The following is a 25,176-nucleotide window of genomic DNA, read 5'->3' as shown; positions in this document are numbered from 1 at the left end:
TCGTCGACGAGCTCGCCGAGGCTCAGTCTTCCCCCAGGCCGAGCCCCGTCTCCTTGCCGTACGCCTCCAGGATCGCCGCGATGTCCTGCATCGTGACGTCGTGCCGCTCGAAGCGCGTGAACTGCTGCTCGCCGAGCAGCAGTCGCAGCAGACCGTCCACGTCGTTGTCGTCGAGGTCCCGCAGCTTGCGCGCCGTCGTACGGGTCAGCTCCGTCGGCAGCTCGAACGAGTCCTCGTCCAGATCGAAACCCCAGGCACGGCCGAGCGCTTCGAGGCGCTGGGCACGTGCGGCGTTGACGTTGAATCCCGCCATGTCGGTCTCCTGTTCCTTGTGTTGGGGGTACGGAGGTACGGGGGTAGCGCGTCGGCCACCCCCGTACCTGTAGCGGTTACGCGAACGCCGTGTCCTTCATCAGCCACGTCGCCAGCGGCAGCGACGTGTCGTCCTGCGCGTAGGCCGTGAAGGTGACACCGAGCTTGATCGCGCCCGTACGGGTCATCGAGATCTCCTCGGTCTCGGTGACCTGGCCGCGCGGGATGACGAAGCGGTACGACACGTCACCGGTGCCGTTGCTGTCGGTGAACTCGAAGCCGAGCTGGCGTTCGTCCGCCTTGGGGTTGGCGGAGAGGTCGTACTTGAACGTGCCGGACGCGGCCGGGGAGGCCAGGAGCGACGTGGCACCGCCGCCCATGAAGAACGGCAGGGTGCTCTTGTTGATCTGGAGCAGCTGGAACTTCACGGTCAGCTCGCGGTCGGAGTAGATGTAGCGCAGCGCGCTCACCGACTGCCAGCCGTCCACCTGGTCGATCTTGTCCTTCTTGCTGAGCTTGATGCCGTCGGTGGAGGTGTAGCCGAGCTCGGTCCAGCCGGTCCACGCCACGGTGGTGTCGATCGGCGCGGCCGGCGCTCCGGTGGCTCCGACAGGGGCGGCCACCAGGACCTTTCCGGTGCCTGCGACGCGGATTTCCTTGCTGCTGTTGGGACCGGGTGCCATGGGAACTCCTTCGGAAGGGTTGGGTGTTGCGGATTCACGCGGGGCGGATGGACAGGCGGAGCGTGGCCAGGTAGCGATTGCCGGCCGGGCGGTTGTAGTCGGGCAGCCAGCGAGGTCCGTCGGCCTCGTCGACATCGGTGACCACCGCGGTGCCGTACCGCGTACCGATCAGCTCCAGGACACAGGCGCGGGCGGCGAGAGCCACGGCGTGCGCCGTGGTCTTGTCGGGGCCGTACACCTCAAGGTCCAACAGCGGTTTGTCGAGATGCAGGTCGTCGACCCACACGCCGCCGACGCGGGAGACCAGGACGGCTTTCTGGGTGCCGTCGAACCCGGCGGGCGGGCGGTTGTCGACCGTGACGCCGACCATTTCGGGCCGGTCCTCAAGGAAGTCGACGACGAGTCGCTCCACATCGGGAAAGTTCAGAACGCTCACATGGACGCTCCTTCGCGGAAGGCGATGGGCCGTGGTGCGGATCAGTGGTGAGGCCCGGTCGCGACCCAGGGGAGTGGGATTCCGGGCAACACAAAGCGGCAGGTCCGCCGCCCCTCGGAAGGGGCGCAGCTCTGCCGCTGCTTCAAGTGTGATCGAGGGTGGCTGATCCCGCAACCGACCTTTCCGGAGGCGCGGTTGGCGAGCGCCGGCAACGAGGAAGGCCCCGCCGGTGTCCCGGCGGGGCCTTCCTCGGTCGTACGTGGGCCGTGCGTCGGTCGTAGGTTCAGCTCCTACGGCGTACCGCGCGCTCCGCGGCGAACACATCCTCCAGTCGGTAGAGCAGCCGCCTGCCCTGGCGTCCCGCCGCGATGAGGTGTCCGAGCTGGACCCACTTGCGGATGGTCGCAGGCGACACCTCGACCTCGGCGGCGGCCAGATCCGCCGAGATCAGCGCGACGCTCGCCGCTCCGCCCGCACCTGTCGTCCCGGCGCTCACGACGCCACCTCCACCGTCGGTGTGTGGCGGCAGACGGGATTCACGCACATCACCGTCGCTCGCTCGGGGAACGCCCGCAGGGACACCGAGTCGCAGGCGGGGCAGCGCCCGGCGACGCGGACCAACTGCTCGGGATCGCCCAGCGCCCGGGCGCACCGGCGGGCCATCCGCCGGGTCTCGTCCTCCACATGCGCGGCCAGGTCAAGGTCCCCGGCGATCCGCTCCGAAAGACCCGCGATACGGCGAAGGCGTACGGGCACGGGGGCGGCGGCCACCCGGGGGAGGCCGAGCCGTTCCCGTACGGCCTCCTCCAACTCCACGACGCCGTCGGTGACATCGCGGATGGCATCCGACACGTAGAGGCGCAGGGGTGCTACGGAGCCACCGGCCGGGGCGCCGCCCAGGCGCTCGCGCAGGGTGCGGCCGCCGGACGGGGCTAGTTCTGCCAGGAGTTCGGGAAAGTGCCGCAGGAGAGCGGCGATCCAGAGTGTGCCGCCCATGTCCGTCACGCCGCCCGCCTTACCTCGCGGCCGTTGCGCCACAGACGCCCGCCGCTGACCCCGTCGAACCAGGTCCGCATGGGATCCACGACAGCGACGCACTCCTCACGGATCGGGCAGTGATTGCAGGCACGCAATACCGGTGCGGCCTCGGAAGGGACTTTGGTGAACACAAAACGTTGGGGAAGATCGGCGCAGGCGGCGTCCCTGCGCCAGTCGAGATCTTCGTCCGTGCGGCAGAAGTCCAAGGTCACAGCGGTTGAGGACGCTGTCATCGGTGAAGGCACGTGCAACCCCTCCCCATGTATGGGAATATTTGTTCGACAATTGCGGACGCGTGATCAGCGTTGCATGGTGCGAGCGCGTGCGCAAGCGACTACGTTCCGTGAGGGGGTGTCAGCACTGCACGCCAAGTCCCCCACCCGGCCTGCGCGTTGTGCGACATCTCCACAACTACGCGCGAGCGCGCACACCAATGGGTGCGCGCGCGATCGGTACGCTGTCTCCCGCGACGAGGGGAGATCGAGACAATGGGTTCAGGCTCGCGGGCGGATGCCCGCAACAACCCGGGCTTCCGCGGTGACGGTGTCAGGAACCGCGCGGACGGACTGGACGTGTTCGCCGGCTGGGTGGAATCCCTGATGCGGCGTCAGGGATACGACATCGACAATCCGCGGGGTGGCGGCAAGTCCAAGCTCGCGGACGACGCGGGGGTGCACCGTGCTGCGGTCAGCCGACTGCTCCAGCGGCAGAGCATGCCCGACCTGGAGACCATGCGAAGACTGGCGGCGGTGCTCGGCATCCCGCTGAGAGAAATGCTCATCAGGTCGGGGCGATTGTCGGAGGAGGACCTGCCGATCGCGGTGCGGCAGCAGACCGATCCGGCGGGGCCCGGGGCGGGAGAGGACTCCCCGCGGCTGGGCCCGGAGGAGGCTGCACGGAGAATGGGGGTGCCCCCTGAGCTGCGGGAAATCTTCGTGAAGGTCGCGAAGCAATTCCTGCCGGCCAGTAGTTAGGGGATCGGCTGCCCCGTGGGGGGGCGTGAAGGAGAGCGCGCATGGGCAACGAAGGGGATGGTGGCGTTCCGGTCCCACAGGACCGGGTGGCCATGCTGTTGGGTGACTTATTGATCGAGCTGGGTCAGAAGGTCCAGCAGGCCGGTGTCGACGGTGTGCGCATACTCACGGACGAGGAAGTCATCCGGGATCAAGTGCGCTGGTATCGCACCGGCTGGGCGGAACACGCACGGGCGGCGGACCCGGCGCAGCCCACGGCGGCCGGTCACCCCGACATGGAGGACCTTCCCGTTCCCTCGGGCAGGCTGCTCCGCTTCCCGGACCAGTCGGCCGACGACGCGTCGGCCGACGTGGAGCCGATGCCTCCAGCTCCGGGCACACCTGGCGCGCCGGACACGGCTGCCCGCCCGCACTCAACCGCGCCCACGCACCCGCACCCGCACCCGGAATCCCGCCACGAGCCGGAGGCGCGCTGCGAGCCGGAAGTCCTCCCCGCGTCACAGGCACAGCGGCTGCCCATCGTGGGCGCGGGCGAAGCGAACGTACGCAATCTGATGCCGCACCGGCCACGGCACCGACGGGCGACACGGGAGCGTGGCGACGAGGGGTGAGACGGACGGCCCCGGAGCCGTGCGGCCGGGGTCGGATCGTCGGCAGGGCGCGGCTGGGGCATTCCACCTAAACTGTACATATGGGCGAATCTCTGACGCGGGCGGGGTACACCACACGGCCGATGCGCCCCGCGGACATGGACGCGGTGATGGAGCTGCTCATGCTGACCAGCGCCTGGGACATCCGCTACCGCCTGCGGGAGCAGCTCCGCGCCGCCGCCGCGCACGACGCCCATCTCGCCTTTGTCGCGGAGCGCGAGGGTGACCTGGTGGGCGCGGCGAAGCTCGCGCGGGAGCCCGCGTTCCCCGGGACGGCCTCCGCGCTGGTCTCCGTCGGCCCGCAGGCCCGCGGGACCGGCATCGGGACGGCCCTCGCCGGGCTGCTCGAAGAGGGGGCCGGGCGGCTGCGCGGGTCGGGGATGCTCACCTGCACGCTGCGGGACGACCTCCCCGAGGGGCGGGCGTTCGCGGAGGGGCGGGGCTTCCGGGTGACGAACCACAGCGTGGGGCGGCTGTACGAGCTGCCGGCGCACGGCGAGCGGCTGGCGGGGGCGGCGGCGCGGTCGGCGACGCTGGCGCGCGTCAGCGTCCGGGCGGCCAGCATGGAGGACGAGGCGCGGACGATCATGGAGTGCGTCAGCCGCTGCATGGAGGGCGCCAAGCTCCCGTTCCAGGAGGGCCAGGACATCAACCTCGACCACGCGCGAAGACTGATCCCGGCGGAGGCCGTGATCATGCTGGCGGAGTCGCTGGACGGCTCCGAGCCCGTGACCTGCGGGTTGACCATCATGACCCCGCAGGGCCCGACCGACCCCTGGTACACGATCTTCACGGGGGTCGACGCGCGGTACCGGGGGCGCGGCATCGCGGCGGCGGTGAAGTCGGCGGCGCTGCTGTACGCGTACCGGGCGGGGGCCGATTGCGTGGTCACGCACAACGACGAGACGAACGAGCCGATCCTGCGCCTGAACGACTCGCTCGGCATGAAGCCGGCGCTGGGGTATTGGGGGTTGGTCCGCCCGTTGAGCGACTGAGGGCGCGAAGGAGGGGGCGGAGGGGTCTACGAGGGTTGAGCCGGGACAGCGTTGCGTACGCCGTGCGTTGACCGTACAGTGTGCGGAGAGGCGCACGGCGTACGGGAGCCTCGCACACCGTACGCGTCGCCGACTCCTCGTCCTCCTCAGCCACGCCCGGTGAAAGGCCACCCCATGACGCCCTCACGCTTCGACACCCGCCGCTGGCAGGCCCGGCTCGACGAACTGCGCGCCGCGCACCACGTACCGGCGGCGACCCTCGCCGTGCTCGCCGACGGGATGGTCCACGAGCTGGCCTCCGGGGTCCTGCACCGCGGCACCGGCGTCGAGGCGACGACGGACTCCGTCTTCCAGCTCGGCTCGATCGCGAAGGTCTACACCGCCACCCTGGTGATGCGGCTGGCCGAGACCGGCCAACTGGACCTGGACGCGCCGGTGGTGGACGTCCTGCCCGAGTTCGCCACCGCCGACCCCGAGGCGACGAAGGCCATCACCGTCCGCCAACTGCTCAGCCACACCAGTGGGTTGACGTGCGACTTCACCCACGACAGCGGACGCGGCGACGACTGCCTGGCCCGTTACGTCGAGGCCGCGAAGGACGTCGCGCTCGACTGCCCGCCGGGCACGGCCGTTTCGTACAGCAGCGTCGGCTACAACGTGCTGGGCCGCGTCGTCGAGGTGCTGACCGGGCTGACCTGGGACCGGGCGCTCAAGGAGCTGCTGCTCGACCCGCTCGGGCTGGCGCGCACGATGACCCTGCCCGAGGAAGTCCTGTCCTTCCGGGCCGCGATGGGGCACCTGGGAGAGCCGGGCCAGGACCCGGACCCGGCTCCCGCGTGGGACCTCATGCCGCGCTCGGCCGGACCGTACGGGCGGGTCTGCGCCACCGCCGGCGACGTCGTCGCCCTGGCCCGGGCGCACCTCGACGGCGGTACGGCGCCGGACGGCACGCGGGTGCTGACGGCGGAGTCCGTCGCCGCGATGCGGCGCCGGGAGGTCGACGTGCCGGACAAGTGGACGGTCAGCGCGGACGGTTGGGGCCTGGGCTGGACGCTGTACGACTGGGCCGGCGTTCCCGGCTTCGGCCACGACGGCGCCTCGATCGGGCAGTACGCGTACCTGCGTGTGGTGCCGGGAGCGGGGGTGGCCGTGGCCCTGCTGACGAACGGCGGCGGCGCTCGGGGGCTGTACGGGGAGCTGATGCGGGAACTGCTGGGCGAGTTGGCCGGGGTACGGATGCCGGACGCGTTCGCGCCGCCGCCCCGGCCGCCCGTGGTGGACCTCGCGCCGTTCGCGGGCGTCTACCGGCGGGAGGGAGTGGTCATCACCGTCGGCGAGCGCGACGGATCGCCGCACCTGGTCTACGAGTTCGTCGACGGAATGAAGGACTTCTCGCCGCCGCTCGACGTCAGCCTCGTACCGGTGTCGGACAGCGTGTTCGCGGGGACGGGCGCGGGGCCGTCGTTCAGCGAGGGCTGGATGCCCGTGGTCTTCTCCACCCTCGCCGACGGCACGAGCTGCGTGTACGTGGGCATGCGGGCCGCGCCCAAGGTGAGTTGAGCCCCGGACGCGCCCGATGCCCCGCTTGCACCGGAGGCGTGCACCGGACGCGTGCCCACCGGACGCGCCCGACGCGTCAGTCCAGCGTCGGCAACCCGTAGGCGTCCGCGATCAGTTCGTAGCTGCGCAGGCGCGTCTCGGGGCTGTGGGCGTGGGCCGTGATCATCAACTCGTCGGTGCCCGTGCGCTTCTGGAGGTCGTCCAGGCCCGCCCGTACCACGTCCGGCGTGCCGTGCACGATGTTGACGAGCCAGCTGTCCACGAACTCCCGCTCCACCGGGCTGAACCGGTACGCCGCCGCCTCGTCCGGCGTCGGGATCAGGCCCGGGCGGCCGGTGCGCAGCTGGAGCATGGACAGCGCGCCGGTGAGGACCTGGCGGCGGGCCTCCTGCTCCTCGTCGGTCGCGAGGGCCGCCACGCCGATCAGGGAGTACGGGGCGTCCAGCACCTCCGACGGGCGGAACGACTCGCGGTAGAGGTCGAGCGCGGGGATGGTGTTCTGCGCCGAGAAGTGGTGGGCGAAGGCGAAGGGGAGGCCCAGCACGCCGGCGAGGCGGGCGCTGAAGCCGGACGAGCCGAGCAGCCAGATCGGCGGGCGGCCCTTCGGGCCCTGGACCGGGCCGGGGATCGCGTGGATCCGGCCGTAGCGGTGCCCGTCGGGGAAGTTGTCGTCCAGGAAGCGGGTCAGCTCGGCGAGCTGCTCGGGGAAGTCGTCCGCGCCTTCGTTGAGGCGTTCGGTACGGCGCAGGGCCGCGGCGGTCGCGCCGTCGGTGCCGGGCGCGCGGCCCAGGCCCAGGTCGATACGGCCGGGGGCGAGCGCCTCCAGCGTCCCGAACTGCTCGGCGATGACCAGCGGGGCGTGGTTGGGGAGCATCACCCCGCCGGAGCCGAGCCGGACGCGCTCGGTGTGGGCGGCGAGGTGGGCCAGGATCACGGCCGGGGAGGACGAGGCGACGCCCGGCATCGAGTGGTGCTCGGCGACCCAGTGCCGGTGGAAGCCGCGGCGCTCGGCGAGCTTCGCCAGCGCGACGCTGGTGCGCAGGGAGTTCGTGGCGGTCGAGCCCTTGCCGACCGTGACCAGGTCCAGGACGGACAGGGGCACGGGGGCGGTCCCCCGCACCACCCCACGGATCGTGTCCGTGGCCGCCTCGGCGTCCGCTCCCGTGCCGGTGGCCGCGGACGTGCCCGCCCCGGTGTCCGTCGTGTCTCGGCTCGCGTCAACCACCGGAAAAACCCTCCTGCGCCAGTAGATCCTCGGATCACGACACAACAGGAGGGCCCCGCCGTTTTATTCCCGCCCGCTCACTCCGGGCCCGCGAACAGCGCGCCCAGACCCCGCCCGCGCGCCCGGCGCTCCGTCAGCCGCAACCCTTCCCAGACGGTCACCTGGTTCGCGGTGAGCACCGGCTTCCCGAGGCTCTCCTCCAGCTCCGGCAGGTACGCCACCGTGTGCAGGGCCGTGTCCGGGAGGAGCACCGCCTGCGCGTCGGGGTGATCCGCCGCCCGGGCCAGCTCCATCACCTCCTCGCGCGAGTCCGCCTCGCCGCCGTCGCCCGCCGGGCCGCCGGCAAGGTCCGGCCCACCCGCCCCGTCCGACACGACCTCGGTCCCCGCCGCCTTCAGGAACGCGACGAACCGGTCGGTGACGTCCCGGGGATAGCCCGCCGCGACGGCGACCCGGCCGACCCCCAGGGCCCGTACCGCGTGGGCGAAGGCGAACGACGTGCTCGACGCCGGCAGTCCCGCCGCCACGGCCAGCGCGCGCGTGTGCTCGTGCGCCCCGTCCCACCCGTACATGAAACTGCCGCTGGCGGACGCCCAGACGACACACTCCGCGCCCGCGAGCCTCAGCTCGGCCACGCCCTCGGCCAGCCGGTCCGGCTCGCCCATGTCCGCGTGCACCAGGGGCAGCCTGACGTCGGTGCCGAGCAGCATCTCGATGCGCGGGAAGTCGTCCTCGGCGGCATGTCCGGGACAGAGAAGTCCAACGGTTGTCATGTCCAGCCTTCCTGTGTCGTCACGACCAATTGTCCTACTTTTTCACCGGCTCCTCCATGAGATCGATGACGAGTACCCCCTCCCGAGGCCGGTACTCCCCACGCCCCGGTGCGCTGTTGACGACCTCCTGGCGAGGTGCGAGCGTGGTCGATCCGCACCTCCCGGACGCCGGTGGAAGGGCTCCCCCTCATGGCCGTACCGACCCTGCTCGTCCTGGACGCGCCGGGCCAGGAACCCGGCCCGCGCCTCGGCAGGCTGACCGGGCGGGCGACGGTCCTGCACACCGACGGGCCCGGGCTCGCCGCCCGGCTGCCCACCGCGGACGTGCTGCTGGTCTGGGACCCCACCTCCGACGCGGTCCGCGCGGCCTGGCCCGGCGCGGGCCCGCGGCCCCGCTGGGTGCACACCGCGAGCACCGGGGTCGACCGGGTGCTCTGCCCCGAGCTGGTCGCCTCCGGCACCGTCGTCACCAACGCGCGCGGCATCTTCGAGGAACCCGTCGCCGAGTACGTGGCGGCCCTCGTCCTCGCCATGGCCAAGGACCTGCCGCGGACGCTGGAGCTGCAAGGACGGCGGCAGTGGCGCCACCGCGAGGGGTTACGGGTCGCGGGCAGCAAGGCCGCCGTCGTCGGCGCGGGGCCGGTCGGCCGGGCCGTCGCGACCACCCTGCGCGCGCTCGGCGTGACGGTCGCCGTCACCGGCAGCCGGGCGCGCCCCGGCGTCCACGGCCCCGAGCAGCTGCGGCGGCTGCTCACCCGGGCGGACTGGGTGATCTGCGCGGCCCCGCTGACGGAGTCGACCCGGGGCATGTTCGACGCCGGCGCCTTCGGGCTGATGCAGCCGTCGGCGCGCTTCATCAACGTCGGGCGCGGGGAGCTGGTCGTCGGGAGCGACCTCGTCGCCGCCGTGTCCAAGCGCTGGATCGCCGGCGCCGCCCTCGACGTCTTCGACCGGGAGCCGCTGGGGCCGGACAGCCCGCTGTGGGACGTGCCGGGCCTGATCGTGTCCCCGCACATGAGCGGGGACACCGTCGGCCGGCTCGACCGGCTGGGTGAGCAGTTCGTCGATCTGTACGAACTGTGGGCGGCCGGAAGGCCCCTCCGTAACGTGGTCGACAAGAAACGTGGGTACGTCCCCCTGCATGACTGAGCCCGCGGCCTCCGCGTTCCTGACCGATCTGACGGCACGACAGCTCCTGGCCGGGTACGCGAAGGGCGACTTCTCGCCCTTCGACGTCACCGTGGCCGTCCTGGACCGGATCGAGACCGTACAACCGCTGGTCAACGCGTTCGTACGGCTGAACGCGGACGAGGCGCTCACGCAGGCGGAGGCGTCGGCCGAGCGGTGGCACCGCAAGCGCCCCCAGGGGCTGCTGGACGGCGTGCCGGTCTCGGTGAAGGACACGTTCCGGCAGCGCGGCCTGCCCACCCTGCGCGGGTCGCGGACCGTACGGACCGAGGGTGAGGGCCCGGCGAACCTCTGGGACCAGGACGCTCCGGCGGTCGCGCGGCTGCGGGAGCACGGCGCGGTGCTGGTGGGGAAGACGACCACCCCGGAGTTCGGCTGGAAGGGCGTCACGGACTCGCCGCTGACCGGGGTGACGCGCAACCCGTACGACCTGTCCCGTACGCCCGGCGGGTCCAGCGGCGGCAGCGCGGCGGCCGTCGCCCTCGGCGCGGCGCCGCTCTCCATCGGTACGGACGGCGGGGGTTCGGTCCGTATCCCGGCCTCCTTCTGCGGGGTCTTCGGGTTCAAGCCGACGTACGGGCGGGTGCCGCAGTACCCGGTCAGCCCGTTCGGCACGCTCGGGCACGCGGGACCGCTGGCGCGGGACGCGGCCGACGCGGCGCTCCTGCTGGACGTGATCGGCGGGCCCGACCCGCGCGACTGGTCCCATCTCCCGCCTGCCGCCGGGGTGTCCGGCCCGCTGACGCGGGACGGCGACGGGAGCCGGGGGGTACGGGGGCTGCGGATCGCGTACTCGCCGTCGCTGGGCGGCCAGGTGGCGGTGCACCCCGAGGTGGCGGCGGCGGTACGGCGCGCGGTGGGCCGGCTGGCCGAGTTGGGCGCGTACGTGGAGGAGGCGGACCCCGACCTCACCGATCCGCTGGCGGCCTTCCACACGCTGTGGGCCGCCGGGGCCGCGCGGCTGCTCCAGCCGCTCAGCCGCAAGCAGCTGGCGCTGGTCGACCCGGGGCTGCGGGAGATGGCGGCGGCCGGCGCGCGGACCGGCGCGCGCGAGTACGTGGCGGCGACGGAGGTACGGGCCGAACTCGGCCGCCGGCTGGGGCTCTTCCACACGTCGTACGACCTGCTGGTCACGCCGACCCTGCCGATCACCGCGTTCGAGGCGGGCCGGGAGACGCCCGCCGGGTCGGGGCAGCGGCGGTGGACGGCGTGGACGCCGTTCACGTACCCCTTCAACCTCACCCAGCAGCCGGCCGCGACCGTGCCCTGCGGGGTCGACGGGAAGGGGCTGCCGATCGGGCTCCAGCTGGTCGGGGCGCGCCACGCGGACGAGGTGGTGCTGCGCGCGGCGCACGCGCTGTACGTGTCCGGCGCGGCGCGGATTCCGGCGCCTTCCGACTCCTACTGAGCGGCCGTGAGCGTACGGTGAAGCCTTGCGGAGGGGTCCGCCCGGCGGTGGCGCCGAGAAATGTTCCGCCGCTCCCCGGACCGGCCGACGGTCCCCGGGCCGCGCGTCCGGGGCTCTGACCTCTCACTCCGCTTACCAGCTATGACACTGTCATATGCCAAGGTCGCGCGCCGCTGCGTACGGCGCGGGGCCGCTCCGTTCTTCTCCTCGACAGCCGCCCCGCACGGGCTCCTTGGCGGTTATCGTGGGTCCGTAATCCTGCGGTCACTACCTGCTGTCAACCCGCTGACAACCTGCAAGGGGGAGCCGTGGCGCTGAAGCCGGAGCCGACCGCGCCGTTCCACTCGGTGCACTACGTCCTGCGCGTCCTGGAGACGGTGTCCAAGTACGCCGGCGGGGTGACGGACGCCCAGATCGCCCGCGAGACGGGCCTGCCCACCGGCCATCTGGCGCCGATGCTCTCGATGCTGCGGCGCGAGGGGTACGTCGAGCAGGTCGCCGACGGCGCGTACGCGATCGGCGACTCGCTCGTCCTGCTCGGGTCCGGCGCCGCCCGCAAGGAGGCGCTGGAGACCAAGCTCCAGGACTCCCTGACCGCGCTGCGCGACTCCGTCGGCGCGGCGGTCTACATGAGCCGGTACATCGACGGCGAGATCAAGGTCACGCAGATCGCGGACGGCCCCGGCACCCCGGCGGTGAACGAGTGGGTGGACTTCCGGTCCACCGCGCACGCGAGCGCCATAGGGAAGTGCCTGCTGACGCAGCTGGACCAGAACGGGCGCCGGGACCACCTGGCGCGCCACAAGGTGGCCCGCTTCACGTCCCGCACGATCACCAGCGAGCGGCTGCTGCTCTCGCGGCTGGAGGGCCAGCCGCCGACGGTGCCGGTGCTGGACCTCCAGGAGTACGCCGTGGGGACGGTGTGCGCGGCGGTGCCGCTGACGGCCGGCTCGGCGGTGGGCTGCCTCGCGCTGTCGCTGCCGGTCGAGGACGCGCACCGGCTGAGGTCGGCGGCGGCGAGGCTGAACCGCGGGGCGGCGCCGATGGCCTTGTCGCTGACGCTCTGATCACGACCGTGCCGCTGACGCTCTGAATCCTGGGATCAAACGGATCTGGCGACCCTTCGCCAACCTCGCTCGCGGCCATTCACGCGGAGTCGCCCTGTAACTACGCTTGGTGATGTGCCGCCGGGATGTGCCCGCGGCGCAGTCACGAAGGGCGATCGATTGTCCAGATTCCGCATGCCTGTCCGCCTGCGTGTGCCGGTCCGCCTGCGCGTGCCGCTCGCCGCGGCCGCCGCGCTCGCCGTCTCCCTCTCCGTCCTCGGCTCGACCTCCGGGGCGCAGGCCACCGACGGCCGGGCGAGAGCCGGGGCGGTGGCACGGGCCGAGGCGCCGCCGCGTTACGTGGCGCTGGGTGACTCGTACAGTGCCAACGTCTGGGTGCGCCCGTGGGACGACAGCGACGGGTGCGGCCGGTCCGCGCGCAGCTGGCCCCGCCAGGTCGCCGCCGAGCTGGCCCTCGACCTCACGGACGTCACGTGCGGTGCGGCGGAGGTGCAGGACGGGATCCTGGGCCCCCAGCCGTCCGACAAGATCCTCGGTCCGCCGTCCCTGCCCCCCGAGGGCGGCTGGCCCGCGAAGCCGCCGCAGCTGGACGCGCTCGGGCCGGACACGGACTACGTGACGGTCGGCATCGGCGGCAACACCCTCGGGTTCGGCTCGATCGTCACCCAGTGCCTGGAGCGCGGCCTCGCCACGCTCGGCTTCGGGACACCCTGCACGAAGTACTTCACGGAGGGCGACGGCCGGGAGTGGCTGGAGGACAGGTTCGCCCAGCTCGACCGGGAGTACGACGCCATGATGACCGCCATCGGCGAGCGCGCGCCGGAGGCCCGGGTCCTGGTCGTCGGGTATCCGGCGATCATCCCCCACAACAGCGGCTGCACGTGGGGCGTCTGGCGCCAGCTCGGCACGGTGGCCAGGGGGGACATGCCCTGGCTGGACGGTGTGGAGCGGGAGCTCAACGACCGGATCGGCGCCCACGCCGCCGACCATGGCGCCACGTATGTGGACACCTACGCCTCCAGTGCCGCGCACGGCCTGTGCGAGCCGGCCGCGGAGCGCTGGATGTACGGGGTGAAGGACGACCTGACCGGCGACGGGGACCAGACGGACCCCCCGGCCGAGTTCTGCGAGCAGATCCCCGGCAACGGTGAGGCGTGCACGTTCGTCCACCCCAACGCGGCGGGCGCCGACAACCAGGCCCGCCAGGTGAAGGCCGCCTTCGAGGGCCTTCTCAGGACCGCCCCGCCCAGGGGCTGACAGGACCCGGGCCACGGCCTCCCCCCTTCCTCCCCGGGGCGGGGAAGGCCGTGGTCCGGAGCACCCCCGAGCACCGGGTATTATTTTCGAGTCAGCAGGCGCCGTTAGCTCAGTTGGTTAGAGCAGCTGACTCTTAATCAGCGGGTCCGGGGTTCGAGTCCCTGACGGCGCACAGACAGGAGAAGGCCCCTCGCGAGAGCGAGGGGCCTTCTTCGTGTGCCTGGCGTGCGGGGTGCCGCAGCGGGGTGGGGCTGGGGCTGGGGTGCCGGGACCGGCGGGTCAGCCGACCTGGGCGACCGACCGGTTGCCGTCCACCGCCGGGGTCACGCCGAAGATGTCGACCGCGTGGTAGTACGTCCACGCCGTGGCGTCGCAGGACGCCTTCGTGGCGCCGGAGTACGTCGAGCAGACCCGCTTGAGGTCGGTGTAGAACGCGGAGTCGAGCCGCGCCTTGTTCGCGCTGAACGTGCCGGCCGCCTTGTAGTTGCGGTAACCGAAGTCGTGGCGGGCACAGGCCGTCTGGAACGGGAAGCCGAAGGGGTTGTCCGGCGAGCTGGAGCAGTAGTCGGTGGACCAGTCGAAGCCGTACGCCGACCAGGCGCCCTGATTCCCGCGGGCGGAGACCCACGCGTTGTAGCTGCTCACGGTTCCCTGCGTCCAGCCACTGAGCACCTGCGGCTTGTCCGCGGGCGCCGCGACGGCCTGACTGGTTGACAGCAGTGCGGCGGGAAGGGCGAGCAGGGCTGCGGCGAGCGAAAGAGCCAGACGTCTGCGCATGCGAAAACCTCCGGGCGTAAACGGGCGTGACGCCGTGCGGTGGCGCGGCGCTTCCTCACACTGAACGGGGTGGTTCTCTTACGGGTCTACGCGCGATGACCGCTGCGAGAATCCTCCCCGACATTCCCGTGCCGTGATAGCCCCCTGCACCGGTGGCGCGACGGAACGCCCTTTCAAACGCGCCTGGTTGGCGGCTTCGGTGCGGATCCCCGTACGGAATCCGCACGGATGTCGCACGGGATCTCGACCCGCAGGACCGTGGGGCCGCCGACCGGGCTCGACAGGGACAGCCGGCCGTCCAGGACGGACACCCGGTCGGCGAGACCGGTCAGCCCGCTCCCGCCCGCCGCCCGCGCCCCGCCCCGCCCGTCGTCCTCGACGGCGAGCACCAGCCGCCCGTCCCCGTACCGCCCGGTCACTGTCGCCCGGGCCGCCCCGCTGTGCCGGGCGACGTTGGCGAGCGCCTCGCACACCACGAAGTACGCGGTGGCCTCCACGGCGTCGGAGAACCGCCCCGCCGACCCACCCGCCACCCCGTCCAGCGCCACGTCCACCGGCACCACCGAGCGGTCGGCCGCGTCCGTGATCGCGGCGGCCAGCCCGTAGTCGGTGAGGACGGTCGGGTGGATTCCCCGGATCAGTTCACGCAGCTCCGCCAGCACCTCGCCGGCCTCCTCGTGCGCCGTGCGGAGGCGGTCGGCGAGGGGGCCCGGCGGGGCGTCGAGCCGGGCGAGCCCGAGGACCATCGTCAGTGCGACGAGCCGCTGTTGGGCCCCGTCGTGCAGGTCGCGCTCGATCCGCCGCCGTTCCGCCTCGAACGCGTCCACCAGCCGCATCCGCGACCGCGTCAACTCGGTGACGCGCTGCCCGAGCACGTGGTCCCGGGGCGCGAGCAGGATCCGGGTCAGTTCCGCGCGGGCCCCGGCGACCGCGCCCAGCGCGTACCCGCACCCGGCCAGGAACACCACGCCCAGCACGGCGAACGCCCAGGCGGCGGGCCAGGACGTGACCGTCCAGAGCTTCACCGCCTTCGCCTCCCGGCCGTCCCCCACCGTCGCCATCAGCAACGGCGTGGCGATCAGGTCCAGCGGCAGCAGCAGCCCGAGGCCGACGGCGACTAGGTCCAGCGGCCACAGCACCAGGGCGAACAGCAGGGCGTGGCCCAGCTCCCGCCAGGTCGCCCGTTCCCGGAACCGGGTCCGTGCCCAGGGCCACAGCCCCGGTGCGGGCGGCCCGCGATGCGGGTCGGGCAGGGGCCGGGGGTCCACCAGCCGGGTCCTGCGCCGCTCCAGCCCGGCCACGGGTATCCCGCCGAGCGCGAGCAGGGCGAGCAGCGGCAGCCCGACCAGCACGAGGGACAGCACCCCGCCGGCCACGGCGAGCGCGACCGTCACCACCAGCACGGCGATCCCGGCCGGGACGCCGCTCAGCAGGTACGCGGCCGAGCGCCAGGGCCAGGGCGACAGCAGAAAGCGGGGCCGGGCCAGCGCCCGCCACACGGTTTCGGGCGGCCCGGCTCGTTCCGGGGACCCGGCTCGGGAGGACATGGCACGACCGTAGAGGGGCGGTCGACCCCGGGAACACCGGGCAGGGCATAGGCCGTGGGGTAGGGCCAGCCCTACCCCGGGACTCGGTCCCGCCCCGCTGTGCCGGGCGGCCGTTCCGGGTGGGGTGGACCCATGACGTACGAACCCACGCACCCCGGCCCTGCGGCCCGTCCCGGGAAGAACGAATCCGACCGCGCCGCCGTACGGCTGACCTCCGTGAGCAGGACGTACGGGAGCGGGGCGGACGCCGTCGCCGCCCTCGACCGGGTCTCGCTCGCCTTCCCGCCGGGTACCTTCACCGCCGTGATGGGCCCCTCGGGCTCGGGCAAGTCCACGCTGCTCCAGTGCGCCGCCGGCCTCGACCGCCCCACGTCCGGCTCGGTGACCCTCTGCGGTACGGAACTCACCGCGCTCTCCGAGGCCCGGCTGACCCGGCTGCGCAGGCGCCGGGTCGGCTTCGTCTTCCAGGCCTTCAACCTGCTGGGCGCCCTGACCGCCGAGCAGAACGTGGCGCTGCCCCTGCGGCTCGCCGGGCACCGCCCCGCGCGGGCCCGGGTACGGGAGGCGCTGACGGAGGTCGGCCTCGGCGACCGGGGGCGGCACCGCCCCTCGGAGATGTCCGGCGGGCAGCAGCAACGAGTGGCGCTGGCACGGGCGTTGATCACCCGGCCCGAGGTGCTGTTCGCCGACGAGCCGACGGGCGCCCTGGACTCGCGGACCGGCCGCGAGGTGCTCTCCCTGCTGCGCGCCATGGTCGACCGGGAGGCCCGGACGATCGTCATGGTCACCCACGACCCGGTCGCCGCCTCCTTCGCCGACCGCGTCGTCTTCCTGGTCGACGGCCGGGTCGACGGCGAACTCCGCGCGCCGTCCGCCGAGGCCGTCGCCCACCGGATGACCACGCTGGAGACCGCTCCGGAGGCCACCCCGCAGACCGCCCAGGAGGCCGCGTCGTGCTGAGTGTCGCCCTCCGGACCCTGCGCGCCCGCTGGACCACCTTCGTGGGCAGCTTCGTCGCCCTGGCGCTCGGCGTGGGGCTGATCGCCACGATGGGGCTGGCGCTGGCGGCGAGCCTGGACGCCCCCGACCACCGCCCCGAACGGTTCGCGGCCGCGCCGGTGGTGGTCAAGGCGTCCGGCGTCCTGCGCGTCCCGACCCCGGTCGGGGACAGGACCGAGGAGTTGGACTTCCCGCCGCCCCTGTCCCCCGCGCTGGTGCGGAAGGTGGCCGCGGTCGGCCGGACGGTGGAGAACCGGGCCTTCGCGGTACGCGTGGTACGGGTGGTACGAACGACACAAGCGTCGCACGAGGTGCGGGCCGGGCAGGCGGCTCCCGCCGCGCTGGTGGGTCACCCGTGGTCGGCCGCCGCGTTCGCGCCGTACCGCCTCGACGCGGGCCGGGCGCCCGAGGCCGCCGACGAGGTGGTGGCGACGGGGAGGTGGGCCGCCCCGGGAATGCGGATACGGACCGACCGGGGCACGGTCACGGTCGTCGGCACCGTACGGGACCTCGGCTTCGAGCACGCGCTCTTCTTCACCGACTCCCGCGCCGCCGAACTCTCCCCTCCCGTACACCAGTTGGCCGTGTCGGCGGACGCCGGAGCCGTGCGGGCCGCGGTGGCGGACACCCCAGGGGTACGGGTGCTGACCGGCAGCGCCCGCGCGCAGGCGGACGCCGATCCGGACCGGGACGGCGAGGCCCTGGTGGTGGTCAACACGATGCTCGGTACGGCGGCGGGAGTCACCGGTTTCGTCTCGGTCTTCGTGGTCGCCTCGACGTTCGCGTTCGGAGTCGCTCAGCGGCGGCGGGAGTTCGGGCTCCTGCGCACGGCGGGCGCCACGCCCGGGCAGGTCCGGCGCACGGTGTTCGCCGAGGCGGCGGTCGTCGGCGTGGCCGCGTCGGCGACGGGATGCACGCTCGGCGCCGCCGCCGCGCCCCGGCTCGCGGCCTGGCTGGTGACGAGCGGTGTCGCGCCCGGCTGGTTCGCGATCGGCACCTCCACCTGGCCGTACCAACTGGCCTTTTGGACAGGGCTCTCGGTGGCGCTGGCCGGGGTGGTGGCCGCGTCCTGGCGGGCGGGCGCGGTCGGGCCGGCCGAGGCGCTGCGCGACGCGGCCGTGGACAGCGGGGTCATGACGTGGGGCCGCCGGTTCTTCGGCGCGGGGCTGCTCCTGACCGGCCTCGGTCTGCTCGCCTTCACGCTGGTGACCGAGCCGGGCAGCCTGCTCGGCCGCAAGGCGTACACCAGCCGGCCGATGCTGCTGATCACGGCGTTCGCGCTGCTCGCGCCGGTCCTGGTCCGCCCACTGATCCGGCTGCTGACCTGGCCGCAGGCCCGACTCCGGGGTGCGGTCGGCCTGTTGGTCCGGCAGAACGCGTCCACGGCGATCCGCCGCACGTCGGCCGTCGCGGCGCCCGTCCTCGTCACGGTGGCGCTGGCCGGTTCACTGCTCGGGGCCGTGGCCACCGTCGCCGACGCCAAGGCCGGGGAGGTCCGGCGGCAGACCACGGCGGACTTCGTGGTGTCCGGCGCCGGCGACCGGGGCTTCGACGCGGCCACCGTCGCCCGGATGCGCCGCGTTCCCGGCGCCGTGGTCTCGCCGACCGCCGCCGGGGCCGTCTACGTCCTGGAGGACGGGGTGGCGCTGATCCGCTCCGACGCCCGCGCCGCCGAACCGTCCGCGCTCGCCGCGACGGCCCGACTCCCCCTGGTGGCGGGCCGGTCGGCCGACCTGGACGACCACTCGATCATCGTCAACGACGAGTGGCGGGAGCACACCGTCGGCCGGTCCGTGGCCGTGCGGCTCGGCGACGGTACGCGCAGAACGCTCCGTATCGCGGCCGTGATGCGGGCCGGCACCGGCGACAACGGCGTGTACGTGACCCCGCGCAACGCGGCGGGCGCGCCGGTGGACCGGGTCGACGTCGCGGTCCGGAAGGGCGGGGACGCGGACGCGGTGGCGGCGGCCCTGCGGGCCGAAGTCGGCGACGGCGGGCGGGTCTTCACCAAGGCGAGCTGGGTGGCGGCAAGTTATCCGGCGACCGACAGCAGGACACGCGCCGGCTTCCTGCTCGTCCTCGGCATCGCCCTGCTCTACAGCGGGATCGCCCTGGCGAACACGATGGTGACGGCGACCGCCGACCGGGTCCGCGACCTGGCCGTCCTGCGGCTCGCGGGCGCGACGAAGGCGCAGGTGCTGCGGCTCGTCGCGGTGGAGGCGCTGACGGTCGTGGCGGTGGGCGCGGTGCTCGGCGTCCTGGTCGCCGGGCTCAACCTGCTCGGGATGTGGGGGGCGTTGGGCGTGCTGCGCGTCCCCTCCGTACCCGTGATGCCCTGGTCCGCGCTCCTCGCGGTCGCGGCGGCCTGCGCGGCGACGGCGGTGGTCTCGGCCGTCGTACCGGCATGGCTGTCGCTCCGGCGGCGGCCGGTGGAACTGGCCGGGACGCGCGAATGACCGCGCGGGAAGGCACCCCGGAAGTGCCCAGGAAGCGCCCCGGGGGGCGACGGCCCGGGGGCGGCGTACCGGGATGCGGCGTCCCGGGGAGCGGTGCCGACGGCGGCGGACCGGCCGTGCACCGCCCCCCGGGCGCCTGACTACGACGTACCGGCCCCGATCGCCGCTGCCACCACGGCCATCGGGGTCGTCACTGCTACCTGATCAGCCGTCAGAACTGGACGTCCGAGCAGGAGTAGAACGCCATCGCCGTGTCGGCGATCGTCCAGACACCCAGGATCATGTGACGACCGGTCCGGTTGGGCAGCTGGCCGGAGTGGGACAGCGTGAACGGCGGCCGCGCGTTGTTGTACGGCACCGTCAGGAACGGCTGGGTCTCCAGGGCGGCGCGGGTCAGCGGCGCGTTGGAGTTCCAACCCTGCTTGGTGATGTAGTACTTGAAGTCGGTGGTGGCGTGGCTGGCGGTGAACTGCCAACGGAAGTTGTAGCTCGCGCCGCTTGTCACCTTCGTGGTCGGCCAGGCGCCGTTGCGCTGGTCGTTGAGCTGGTTGAACTGGCTGAGCCCGGCGGAGCACAGCTTTCCGTCGGCGGGGCCGGCGGCCGGGAAGCCCTTGGGCCCCTCGACGCTCTGCGGCTCCCACTGGATGTTGCCGCAGTTGGACACCGTGCCGTTGGCACACAGCTTCTGACGGCTGAGCGGCTGGTCGGTGTAGCCATGGCTGCTGGCGCTGCCGGTTCCGACGAAGGAAACGCCGGCGATCGCGAGGCCGACCACGGCCGCGCCTATTTTCTTTCGCATGCTTCGCTCCAGAGAACGTGGGGAGTTCGGTGAGCCGTACTGCACGCGTGCAGGGGAGTACAGTCTGCGGTCTAGACCAAGCCCTAGAGTATTAACGGAACTTGACCGTGTCCATAACAAGTGCGGTCCAGACCACTCAGAATCTCTCGCCGGTACCCTGCCGACCTGTGTAGAAGGCCACCGTGAGGTCCTTGACGAGCGCTTTACGCTCGTAGTCGTCCAGTTCGACCAGGCCGCGGGACGTCAGCCGGTGCACGGTGTCGTCGACCGCGTCGACCACCGCGGTCAGCACGCTGTCCCGGTGCCGGGCGTCGATCGCGGCGATCCGGCTGCGCTGCATGGCCTCGGCGATCTCGGGGGCGTACTCGATCCGCGTCGGCTGCGCCGAGAAGACCTCGACGCCGACGGGCCGGCACTCCGCGGACAGCATCCGGGTCAGCGCGTCACCGACGGCCTCCGCGTTGCGCAGGGTCGGGGCCTCGTCGTGGAACGCGTCGGCGGGCAGTTGCGACAGGACACGCGCCATCGCCGCCTCGACCTGCTCGCGCAGGTACTCCTCGTGGTCCCGTACGCCGAGCGCGGCGCGCACGGTGTCCCTGACCCGCCACACGACGAGGACCACCACGCGCAGCGCCGTACCGTTCGCGTCGACCGCCGGCACCGGTTCGCTGCGCCAGTGCCTGAGCCGTACGTCCACCTTGCGGCGCAGCAGCAGCGGGCTGACCCAGAGCAGGCCCGTGCGGCGCACGCTCCCCCGGTAGTCGCCGAACAGCGTCAGCACCCAGGCCTGCCCAACGCGCCCGCGCCCGAGGCCGCCGAAGGCGAAGAGCGCGACGGTCACGCCGAGCGCGAGCAGCGCCCACTCGGCGATGGTGATGCCGTGGTACGCGGGGGACGGCAGCCGCAGCATGGCGTTGACCGCGTCGGGGACGGCCCCGGCCCACCACACGACCGCGGCGCACGCGGCGACGGCGACGAGCCCGGCGAGGGCCGCGACCCAGCCGGGCAGTACGGGCCCCGGCCGCTCGACGAGCTTGGGGTCGCTGGGCGGAGCGGCCCGTACCGGAACGACGGGCACGGGCGCGGGGGCGGGCACGCGCCGCATCCGGCGGGCACCGGCGGCGGGGCGGGCGGGGCCGGTCTCGTCGCGGAAGAGGAGGTGGACGGGGATCTCGTGGGTGGACTCCCCGACGATGAGCGGACTGTTCCACCGCACCGTCTCGCCTGCCGCCTGGACGCCCGCCCCCTGGACGCCCGCCGCCCGGGCGTCGGCGCCCCCGTCGGCGTCCCGCGCACCCGCGTCGTCGTCGTCGGCGGTGCGGGCGTGGGGGGTGGTGGGGGACGCGGCGGGGGCCGTCCACGCGGAGGGGGACGCGGAGGCCGTCGCGGCGGGCAGGGCCGCCGGGGTCGAGGGCGGTACGTGGCGGGCCTCGTCCGGGGACGCGGACTCGACCGGGGCAGCCGGTACGACCGGTACGGCGGCGGCGGACGAGGGGATCCCGGCGGGCGCGTTCAACTCGTGGCCGGGGATGGGGTGCAGGGCGGGGGTGAGCGGATGAGCGGGAGCGAGGTGCTCGACGGGCCCGGGGGGCAGATCACGGCCGAGAACCTGCCGTACGGAGGGACGCGCCGCCGCCTCGGCGGAGGTCTGTTCGGCGTCCCGTTCCGCCGCCCGCGCGGCGGGCCGTTCCGGGGCGGCCGTGTCGGCCGTTTTAGCCGGAATGGCAGGCTCAGCGGACGCCGTACCGGTCGACGCGACGCCCTGTTCGCCAGGGTCGCTCCCGTCCGACCGTCCCGTATCGACCCGGTCCGGCTCGGCAGCCCCGGTGGGAGGCGGCAGCAGCGGTTCGACGCGGCCGTCCTCGTGGACCGTCACCGGCCGGCAGTGCGTGCCCTCGAACGGGGGCGTCCACGCGGCCACGCCGCGAGCGGCCGTACCCGGCACGGAGAAGTCAGGGGCGGCCTCGTCCGACGCGAAGGACGCGGATGTCTCCGAGGGCGACGGTCCCGGCTGGGAGCCAGCGTCCGCGTCGGCCTCCGGCCCGCGGCCGGCGCCCGGAAGCGGCCGCCCCGTACCGTCGCCCCGGCCCGCGCCACCCTCGTCGTTCTCTCGCGCCCTCGTCGTCATCCTTGCCTCCGTCATCCGAAGAGTCGTCGCCAGGTCTCGGGCCCCGGGTAGCCGTCCGCCGCGCTGCCGCGCCAGCCCTGCGCGCGCTGGAACGCCTCGACGTTGCGCCGGTCCGCCTCGCCCCAGCTCGGGCCCGGCCCCGAGGTGTAGTGCCTGCCGAAGCCCTTCCTGACCAGCCGCTCGCCGAGCCGCTCGACATACGGACCCGACCGGCCGGGCCGGAAGGACCCGAGGCCCGGATACGCCGGCACCCCCGCCGTCGTACCACCGGAAGGGGCCCGACCGGCGGAGGCGCCACCGCCGGAGGCCGCACCACCCCCGGCCGCCCGACCGGCGCTCCTCCCGCCCGCCCCCGGGATGCCCTTGCCCTGGCCGTTCACCAGCAGCCGCCACGTCTGCGGTCCCGGCAGCCCGTCCGCCTCCGCGCCGCGCCAGCCCTGCGCGACCTGGAACGCCTGCGTGGCCCGCCGGTCCGCCTCCTCCCAGCGCGGCCCGGGGCCCAGGCTGTAGAAGCGCTTGCCGCCGCGCTCGACCAGCATCCGGCCGAGCTGGGTGACGTACTTGTTGCGCGCGCCCGGCCCGAACGCGCTCGCGCCCGGGTACGACGCCACCGTCACCGCCTTGCTGCCTGCGGCCCCCTCCGTCAGCCCCCGGTAGCGGTACGGCACGTACCGCGCCGAGTTGTTCCAGTACGCCATCGGTGTGGACTGCGTGCGCGTGTGCGGCTGCGTCTGCTCGTACGCGATGTAGTACGCGTGCGTGTAGTCCGTCCAGCCGCCGAAGAGCGTGACGTGCGACCCCTTGTTGGGGTCGGACGGGTTGTGGAAGAGCAGCATGTCCCCTGGCTGGAGATCCTCCCGCGCGATCTTCACGCCGTACTGCGCGAGGCTGCCGGTCCATTCGTTGCCCGCGAGGTTCCAGGCCATCGAGACGTAGCCGGAGCAGTCCTGGCGGTAGCCGTCCGACCAGTACTTGGTCATGCTGTACGGCACCTGCGCGCCCACCCACCGCTTGGCGCGGTTGATGATGTCCGCCCGCGTCGTGGCGCGCAGCGGCGCGGACGGCTTGCCGACCCCGGGTCCCGGTCCCGGCGAGGGCTTCCCGTGCAGCGGGCCGCTGCCGCCCTGGGGGGTCTCGGGCTCGGGCTCCTCGCCGGGCACGGCGGCGAGCACGGCTCCGGACGACGCGAACGTGTCGAGGCCCGTCCCGTCCGCCCCCGCCTCGGCCCACGCGCCGGAACCCGTCGCGCCGAACGCCACCCCCGCCGCCGTGACCAGCACCAACGCCCGCCGGGTGCCGTGCGCGCCCGGGTGGCCGCCGGCCCGTACCGGCAGGCCTCTCGCCAGATCCCGGCGCCGCGCGGCGCACCCGGGGCAGGGGCAGTCAAGAGCGGGCTCGTACTCCTCGAAGGCCGGGACGATCATGCGATCCCCTCCACACTCATCAAGATCTTTCGACGCGGCTGCACGGGCGTCAGTGTCTCAACTGTCTTGACAAGTCGCATTTTGACGGATCAAAGGTAAGAAACGACTATCCAACAGGTGGCCGGGGGCCTCGCGTGGTCCGGTCCACCCGCGACGATCGGGTAGAGTTCTCCAGGTCAGCGCGCGCCGTTAGCTCAGTTGGTTAGAGCAGCTGACTCTTAATCAGCGGGTCCGGGGTTCGAGTCCCTGACGGCGCACCGACGGACGAAGCCCCCTCACGTCATGTGAGGGGGCTTCGCCTGTTGCGCGGGCGCCGCGCGCCCGCCGCAGCCCTCCCGTACACCTCGCGGACGTGGCGTATGTCCGCCATTGTTGCGTTTCGCGCGCCCGGGGCGTGTGCCGGGTACGTACGCACGCGTGCGCCCGGCGCTCGGGCCTGTCCGGGGATTCACGCCCCGTTCCGCGCCAGCCCCACCGCGTACTCCGCCCACCACTCGCCCGCCCGGGGCCCGCCCCGGCACTCGCCGTCCGACTCTCCCGGGCGCTTGATCCACAGGTAGGCCCTGACCAGTGGATCACCGGTCCTGACGGTCGGCGCCTCGCCGAGCGCGCGGCCCGGCGGGTTGCACCAGTTCTCGCCGGGATCGCCCGAGGTGTACGCGCCGTTGCCGTTGCGGCTGGTGTCGATCACGAACGGTTTGCCGCCGACCCGCGCGGACAGCCGCTTGCCGAAGTCCACGCTCGCCGCGGTCGGGAAGAAGTTCGACACGTTCACGGCGAAGCCGTCCGCCTGCGCGAGGCCCGCCCGCCGCAGCGGCTCGAACAGCGCGTCCGGCGTGCGCCAGCCCGGATTGCCCGCGTCCAGGTAGACGGAGGTGCCCGGCTGCCGGCCGAGCCGTTCGACGGCGGCGCCGAGCAGGCCGTACCGCTCCTCCCGGAACTCCTCCGGCGTGCAGCCGTCCGCCAGGTGCAGGACGGCGTCCGGCTCCAGGATCACCGTGGCCCTGCGCCCGCCGATGCCCCGCGCGACCTCGTCGATCCACGTCCGGTACGCGTCACCGTCGGCGGCGCCGCCCTTGGAGTACTGGCCGCAGTCGCGGTGCGGGATGTTGTACAGCACGAGCAGCGCGTCCCGGTCGGCCTCGGTGGCCGCGGTCGTCACCGCCTCGGCCTGTCCCCTCGGGTCGTCGGGGCCGATCCACGACGCGGCCGGCTGCTCGGCGATCCTCCTGAGCAGCCGGGCGCTGTCCACGTCGCCCCGGTCCGCGTAGGCGACGGCCTCCCGGGCCGCCGTACCGTCGGGATCCACCCAGTACGGCACGTCCGCCTTGGGGCGCTGGCCGACGGACGCGGTGGGCGCGGCGCGCTCGCCCGCGTCGGGGGCGCCGCCGCCGGGGCCGCCGGACGAGCAGCCAGCAAGCAGGAGCAGCGTGCCCGCCGCGAGCGCCGTGGCGCGTACCGCACTGCCGTCCATCCGCTC

The 25,176-nt window shown here is 73.3% G+C and carries 24 protein-coding genes and 2 tRNA genes; 12 read left to right on the top strand and 14 right to left on the bottom strand.

Going from position 1 to position 25,176, the window contains the following annotated elements; genetic code table 11:
• Positions 1 to 22: 22 nt before the first annotated feature.
• The 6 genes from HA039_RS22515 to HA039_RS22490 all read right to left on the bottom strand — a co-directional run bounded on the left by HA039_RS22515 (position 23) and on the right by HA039_RS22490 (position 2,681).
• A complete protein-coding gene (locus HA039_RS22515) occupies positions 23 to 313 on the bottom strand; it encodes a hypothetical protein (protein WP_167032791.1) in 291 nt (96 codons plus the stop codon).
• 76 nt (positions 314 to 389) lie between these two features.
• A complete protein-coding gene (locus HA039_RS22510) occupies positions 390 to 995 on the bottom strand; it encodes a phage tail tube protein (RefSeq protein ID WP_167032789.1) in 606 nt (201 codons plus the stop codon).
• 34 nt (positions 996 to 1,029) lie between these two features.
• Positions 1,030 to 1,365, bottom strand: coding sequence for a hypothetical protein (locus tag HA039_RS22505; RefSeq protein WP_341830062.1), 336 nt, complete (start codon positions 1,363 to 1,365; stop codon positions 1,030 to 1,032).
• Between the two features lie 349 nt (positions 1,366 to 1,714).
• Entirely contained in the window at positions 1,715 to 1,927 is a 213-nt protein-coding gene (locus HA039_RS22500; protein WP_167032785.1) for a helix-turn-helix domain-containing protein, read from the bottom strand.
• Positions 1,924 to 2,427 carry a hypothetical protein gene (locus tag HA039_RS22495; RefSeq protein ID WP_167037391.1) on the bottom strand — a complete coding sequence of 168 codons (504 nt, stop codon included), beginning with the start codon at positions 2,425 to 2,427 and terminating at the stop codon, positions 1,924 to 1,926. The genes HA039_RS22500 and HA039_RS22495 overlap by 4 nt, the downstream gene beginning before the upstream one ends.
• A gap of 5 nt (positions 2,428 to 2,432) precedes the next feature.
• Positions 2,433 to 2,681: a WhiB family transcriptional regulator gene (locus HA039_RS22490; protein ID WP_243869662.1), complete on the bottom strand. Its 249-nt coding sequence runs from the start codon at positions 2,679 to 2,681 to the stop codon at positions 2,433 to 2,435.
• Between the two features lie 387 nt (positions 2,682 to 3,068).
• Between HA039_RS22490 and HA039_RS22485 the strand changes: the two genes are divergently transcribed.
• From HA039_RS22485 to HA039_RS22470, 4 genes are all read left to right on the top strand, one after another.
• Positions 3,069 to 3,443: a helix-turn-helix domain-containing protein gene (locus HA039_RS22485; RefSeq protein WP_243870216.1), complete on the top strand. Its 375-nt coding sequence runs from the start codon at positions 3,069 to 3,071 to the stop codon at positions 3,441 to 3,443.
• 41 nt (positions 3,444 to 3,484) lie between these two features.
• Positions 3,485 to 4,054, top strand: a complete 570-nt coding sequence (locus tag HA039_RS22480; protein ID WP_167032781.1) for a hypothetical protein — start codon at positions 3,485 to 3,487, stop codon at positions 4,052 to 4,054.
• Between the two features lie 80 nt (positions 4,055 to 4,134).
• Positions 4,135 to 5,088: a GNAT family N-acetyltransferase gene (locus HA039_RS22475; protein WP_167032779.1), complete on the top strand. Its 954-nt coding sequence runs from the start codon at positions 4,135 to 4,137 to the stop codon at positions 5,086 to 5,088.
• 174 nt (positions 5,089 to 5,262) lie between these two features.
• Positions 5,263 to 6,648, top strand: coding sequence for a serine hydrolase domain-containing protein (locus HA039_RS22470; protein WP_167032777.1), 1,386 nt, complete (start codon positions 5,263 to 5,265; stop codon positions 6,646 to 6,648).
• Between the two features lie 76 nt (positions 6,649 to 6,724).
• On the opposite strand, the gene HA039_RS22465 is transcribed toward HA039_RS22470, so the two are convergent.
• Positions 6,725 to 7,780 (bottom strand): LLM class flavin-dependent oxidoreductase, encoded by a 1,056-nt coding sequence (locus HA039_RS22465; protein ID WP_167037384.1) that lies wholly within the window; start codon positions 7,778 to 7,780, stop codon positions 6,725 to 6,727.
• Positions 7,781 to 7,950: 170 nt separating this feature from the next.
• Positions 7,951 to 8,646: a maleate cis-trans isomerase family protein gene (locus HA039_RS22460; protein ID WP_167032775.1), complete on the bottom strand. Its 696-nt coding sequence runs from the start codon at positions 8,644 to 8,646 to the stop codon at positions 7,951 to 7,953.
• A gap of 189 nt (positions 8,647 to 8,835) precedes the next feature.
• On the opposite strand from HA039_RS22460, the gene HA039_RS22455 reads away from it, so the two are divergent.
• The 5 genes from HA039_RS22455 to HA039_RS22435 all read left to right on the top strand — a co-directional run bounded on the left by HA039_RS22455 (position 8,836) and on the right by HA039_RS22435 (position 13,738).
• Entirely contained in the window at positions 8,836 to 9,795 is a 960-nt protein-coding gene (locus HA039_RS22455; protein WP_167032773.1) for a D-2-hydroxyacid dehydrogenase, read from the top strand.
• Positions 9,788 to 11,242, top strand: a complete 1,455-nt coding sequence (locus HA039_RS22450) for an amidase (protein WP_167032771.1) — start codon at positions 9,788 to 9,790, stop codon at positions 11,240 to 11,242. The genes HA039_RS22455 and HA039_RS22450 overlap by 8 nt, the downstream gene beginning before the upstream one ends.
• A gap of 308 nt (positions 11,243 to 11,550) precedes the next feature.
• A complete protein-coding gene (locus tag HA039_RS22445) occupies positions 11,551 to 12,309 on the top strand; it encodes an IclR family transcriptional regulator (RefSeq protein ID WP_167032769.1) in 759 nt (252 codons plus the stop codon).
• A 174-nt stretch (positions 12,310 to 12,483) separates the two neighbouring features.
• Complete coding sequence (locus HA039_RS22440; protein WP_167032767.1) at positions 12,484 to 13,566, top strand: SGNH/GDSL hydrolase family protein; 1,083 nt, start codon at positions 12,484 to 12,486, stop codon at positions 13,564 to 13,566.
• A gap of 98 nt (positions 13,567 to 13,664) precedes the next feature.
• Positions 13,665 to 13,738, top strand: a tRNA-Lys gene (locus HA039_RS22435).
• A gap of 107 nt (positions 13,739 to 13,845) precedes the next feature.
• On the opposite strand, the gene HA039_RS22430 is transcribed toward HA039_RS22435, so the two are convergent.
• Both HA039_RS22430 and HA039_RS22425 read right to left on the bottom strand, forming a co-directional pair.
• The gene (locus tag HA039_RS22430) at positions 13,846 to 14,343 is read right to left on the bottom strand and encodes a phospholipase (RefSeq protein WP_167032765.1); all 498 of its coding nucleotides are present in this window, start codon (positions 14,341 to 14,343) and stop codon (positions 13,846 to 13,848) included.
• A 173-nt stretch (positions 14,344 to 14,516) separates the two neighbouring features.
• Positions 14,517 to 15,890 carry a sensor histidine kinase gene (locus HA039_RS22425; RefSeq protein WP_208298686.1) on the bottom strand — a complete coding sequence of 458 codons (1,374 nt, stop codon included), beginning with the start codon at positions 15,888 to 15,890 and terminating at the stop codon, positions 14,517 to 14,519.
• Between the two features lie 132 nt (positions 15,891 to 16,022).
• On the opposite strand from HA039_RS22425, the gene HA039_RS22420 reads away from it, so the two are divergent.
• On the top strand, positions 16,023 to 16,850 hold the full coding sequence (locus HA039_RS22420; RefSeq protein ID WP_167032763.1) for an ABC transporter ATP-binding protein: 828 nt from the start codon (positions 16,023 to 16,025) through the stop codon (positions 16,848 to 16,850).
• Positions 16,844 to 19,345: an ABC transporter permease gene (locus HA039_RS22415; RefSeq protein ID WP_167032761.1), complete on the top strand. Its 2,502-nt coding sequence runs from the start codon at positions 16,844 to 16,846 to the stop codon at positions 19,343 to 19,345. Before HA039_RS22420 ends, HA039_RS22415 begins: the two co-directional genes overlap by 7 nt.
• 211 nt (positions 19,346 to 19,556) lie before the next feature.
• Here the strand turns inward: HA039_RS22415 and HA039_RS22410 are convergent, their stop codons facing one another.
• The 3 genes from HA039_RS22410 to HA039_RS22400 form a co-directional block, all read right to left on the bottom strand.
• Entirely contained in the window at positions 19,557 to 20,144 is a 588-nt protein-coding gene (locus tag HA039_RS22410; protein WP_167032759.1) for a lytic polysaccharide monooxygenase auxiliary activity family 9 protein, read from the bottom strand.
• A 136-nt stretch (positions 20,145 to 20,280) separates the two neighbouring features.
• Positions 20,281 to 22,272 carry an SPFH domain-containing protein gene (locus tag HA039_RS22405; protein ID WP_167032757.1) on the bottom strand — a complete coding sequence of 664 codons (1,992 nt, stop codon included), beginning with the start codon at positions 22,270 to 22,272 and terminating at the stop codon, positions 20,281 to 20,283.
• An 11-nt stretch (positions 22,273 to 22,283) separates the two neighbouring features.
• Positions 22,284 to 23,696, bottom strand: a complete 1,413-nt coding sequence (locus tag HA039_RS22400; RefSeq protein ID WP_167032755.1) for a peptidoglycan-binding protein — start codon at positions 23,694 to 23,696, stop codon at positions 22,284 to 22,286.
• A gap of 183 nt (positions 23,697 to 23,879) precedes the next feature.
• Here HA039_RS22400 and HA039_RS22395 point away from each other — a divergent pair.
• Positions 23,880 to 23,953 (top strand) — tRNA-Lys (locus HA039_RS22395).
• A 191-nt stretch (positions 23,954 to 24,144) separates the two neighbouring features.
• Here HA039_RS22395 and HA039_RS22390 read toward each other — a convergent pair.
• Complete coding sequence (locus tag HA039_RS22390; RefSeq protein WP_167037378.1) at positions 24,145 to 25,170, bottom strand: glycoside hydrolase family 6 protein; 1,026 nt, start codon at positions 25,168 to 25,170, stop codon at positions 24,145 to 24,147.
• Positions 25,171 to 25,176 lie beyond the last annotated feature (6 nt).

The organism is Streptomyces liangshanensis (assembly GCF_011694815.1).
GTDB classification, from domain to species: domain Bacteria; phylum Actinomycetota; class Actinomycetes; order Streptomycetales; family Streptomycetaceae; genus Streptomyces; species Streptomyces liangshanensis.
This window is presented reverse-complemented; position numbering and strand designations above follow the sequence as displayed.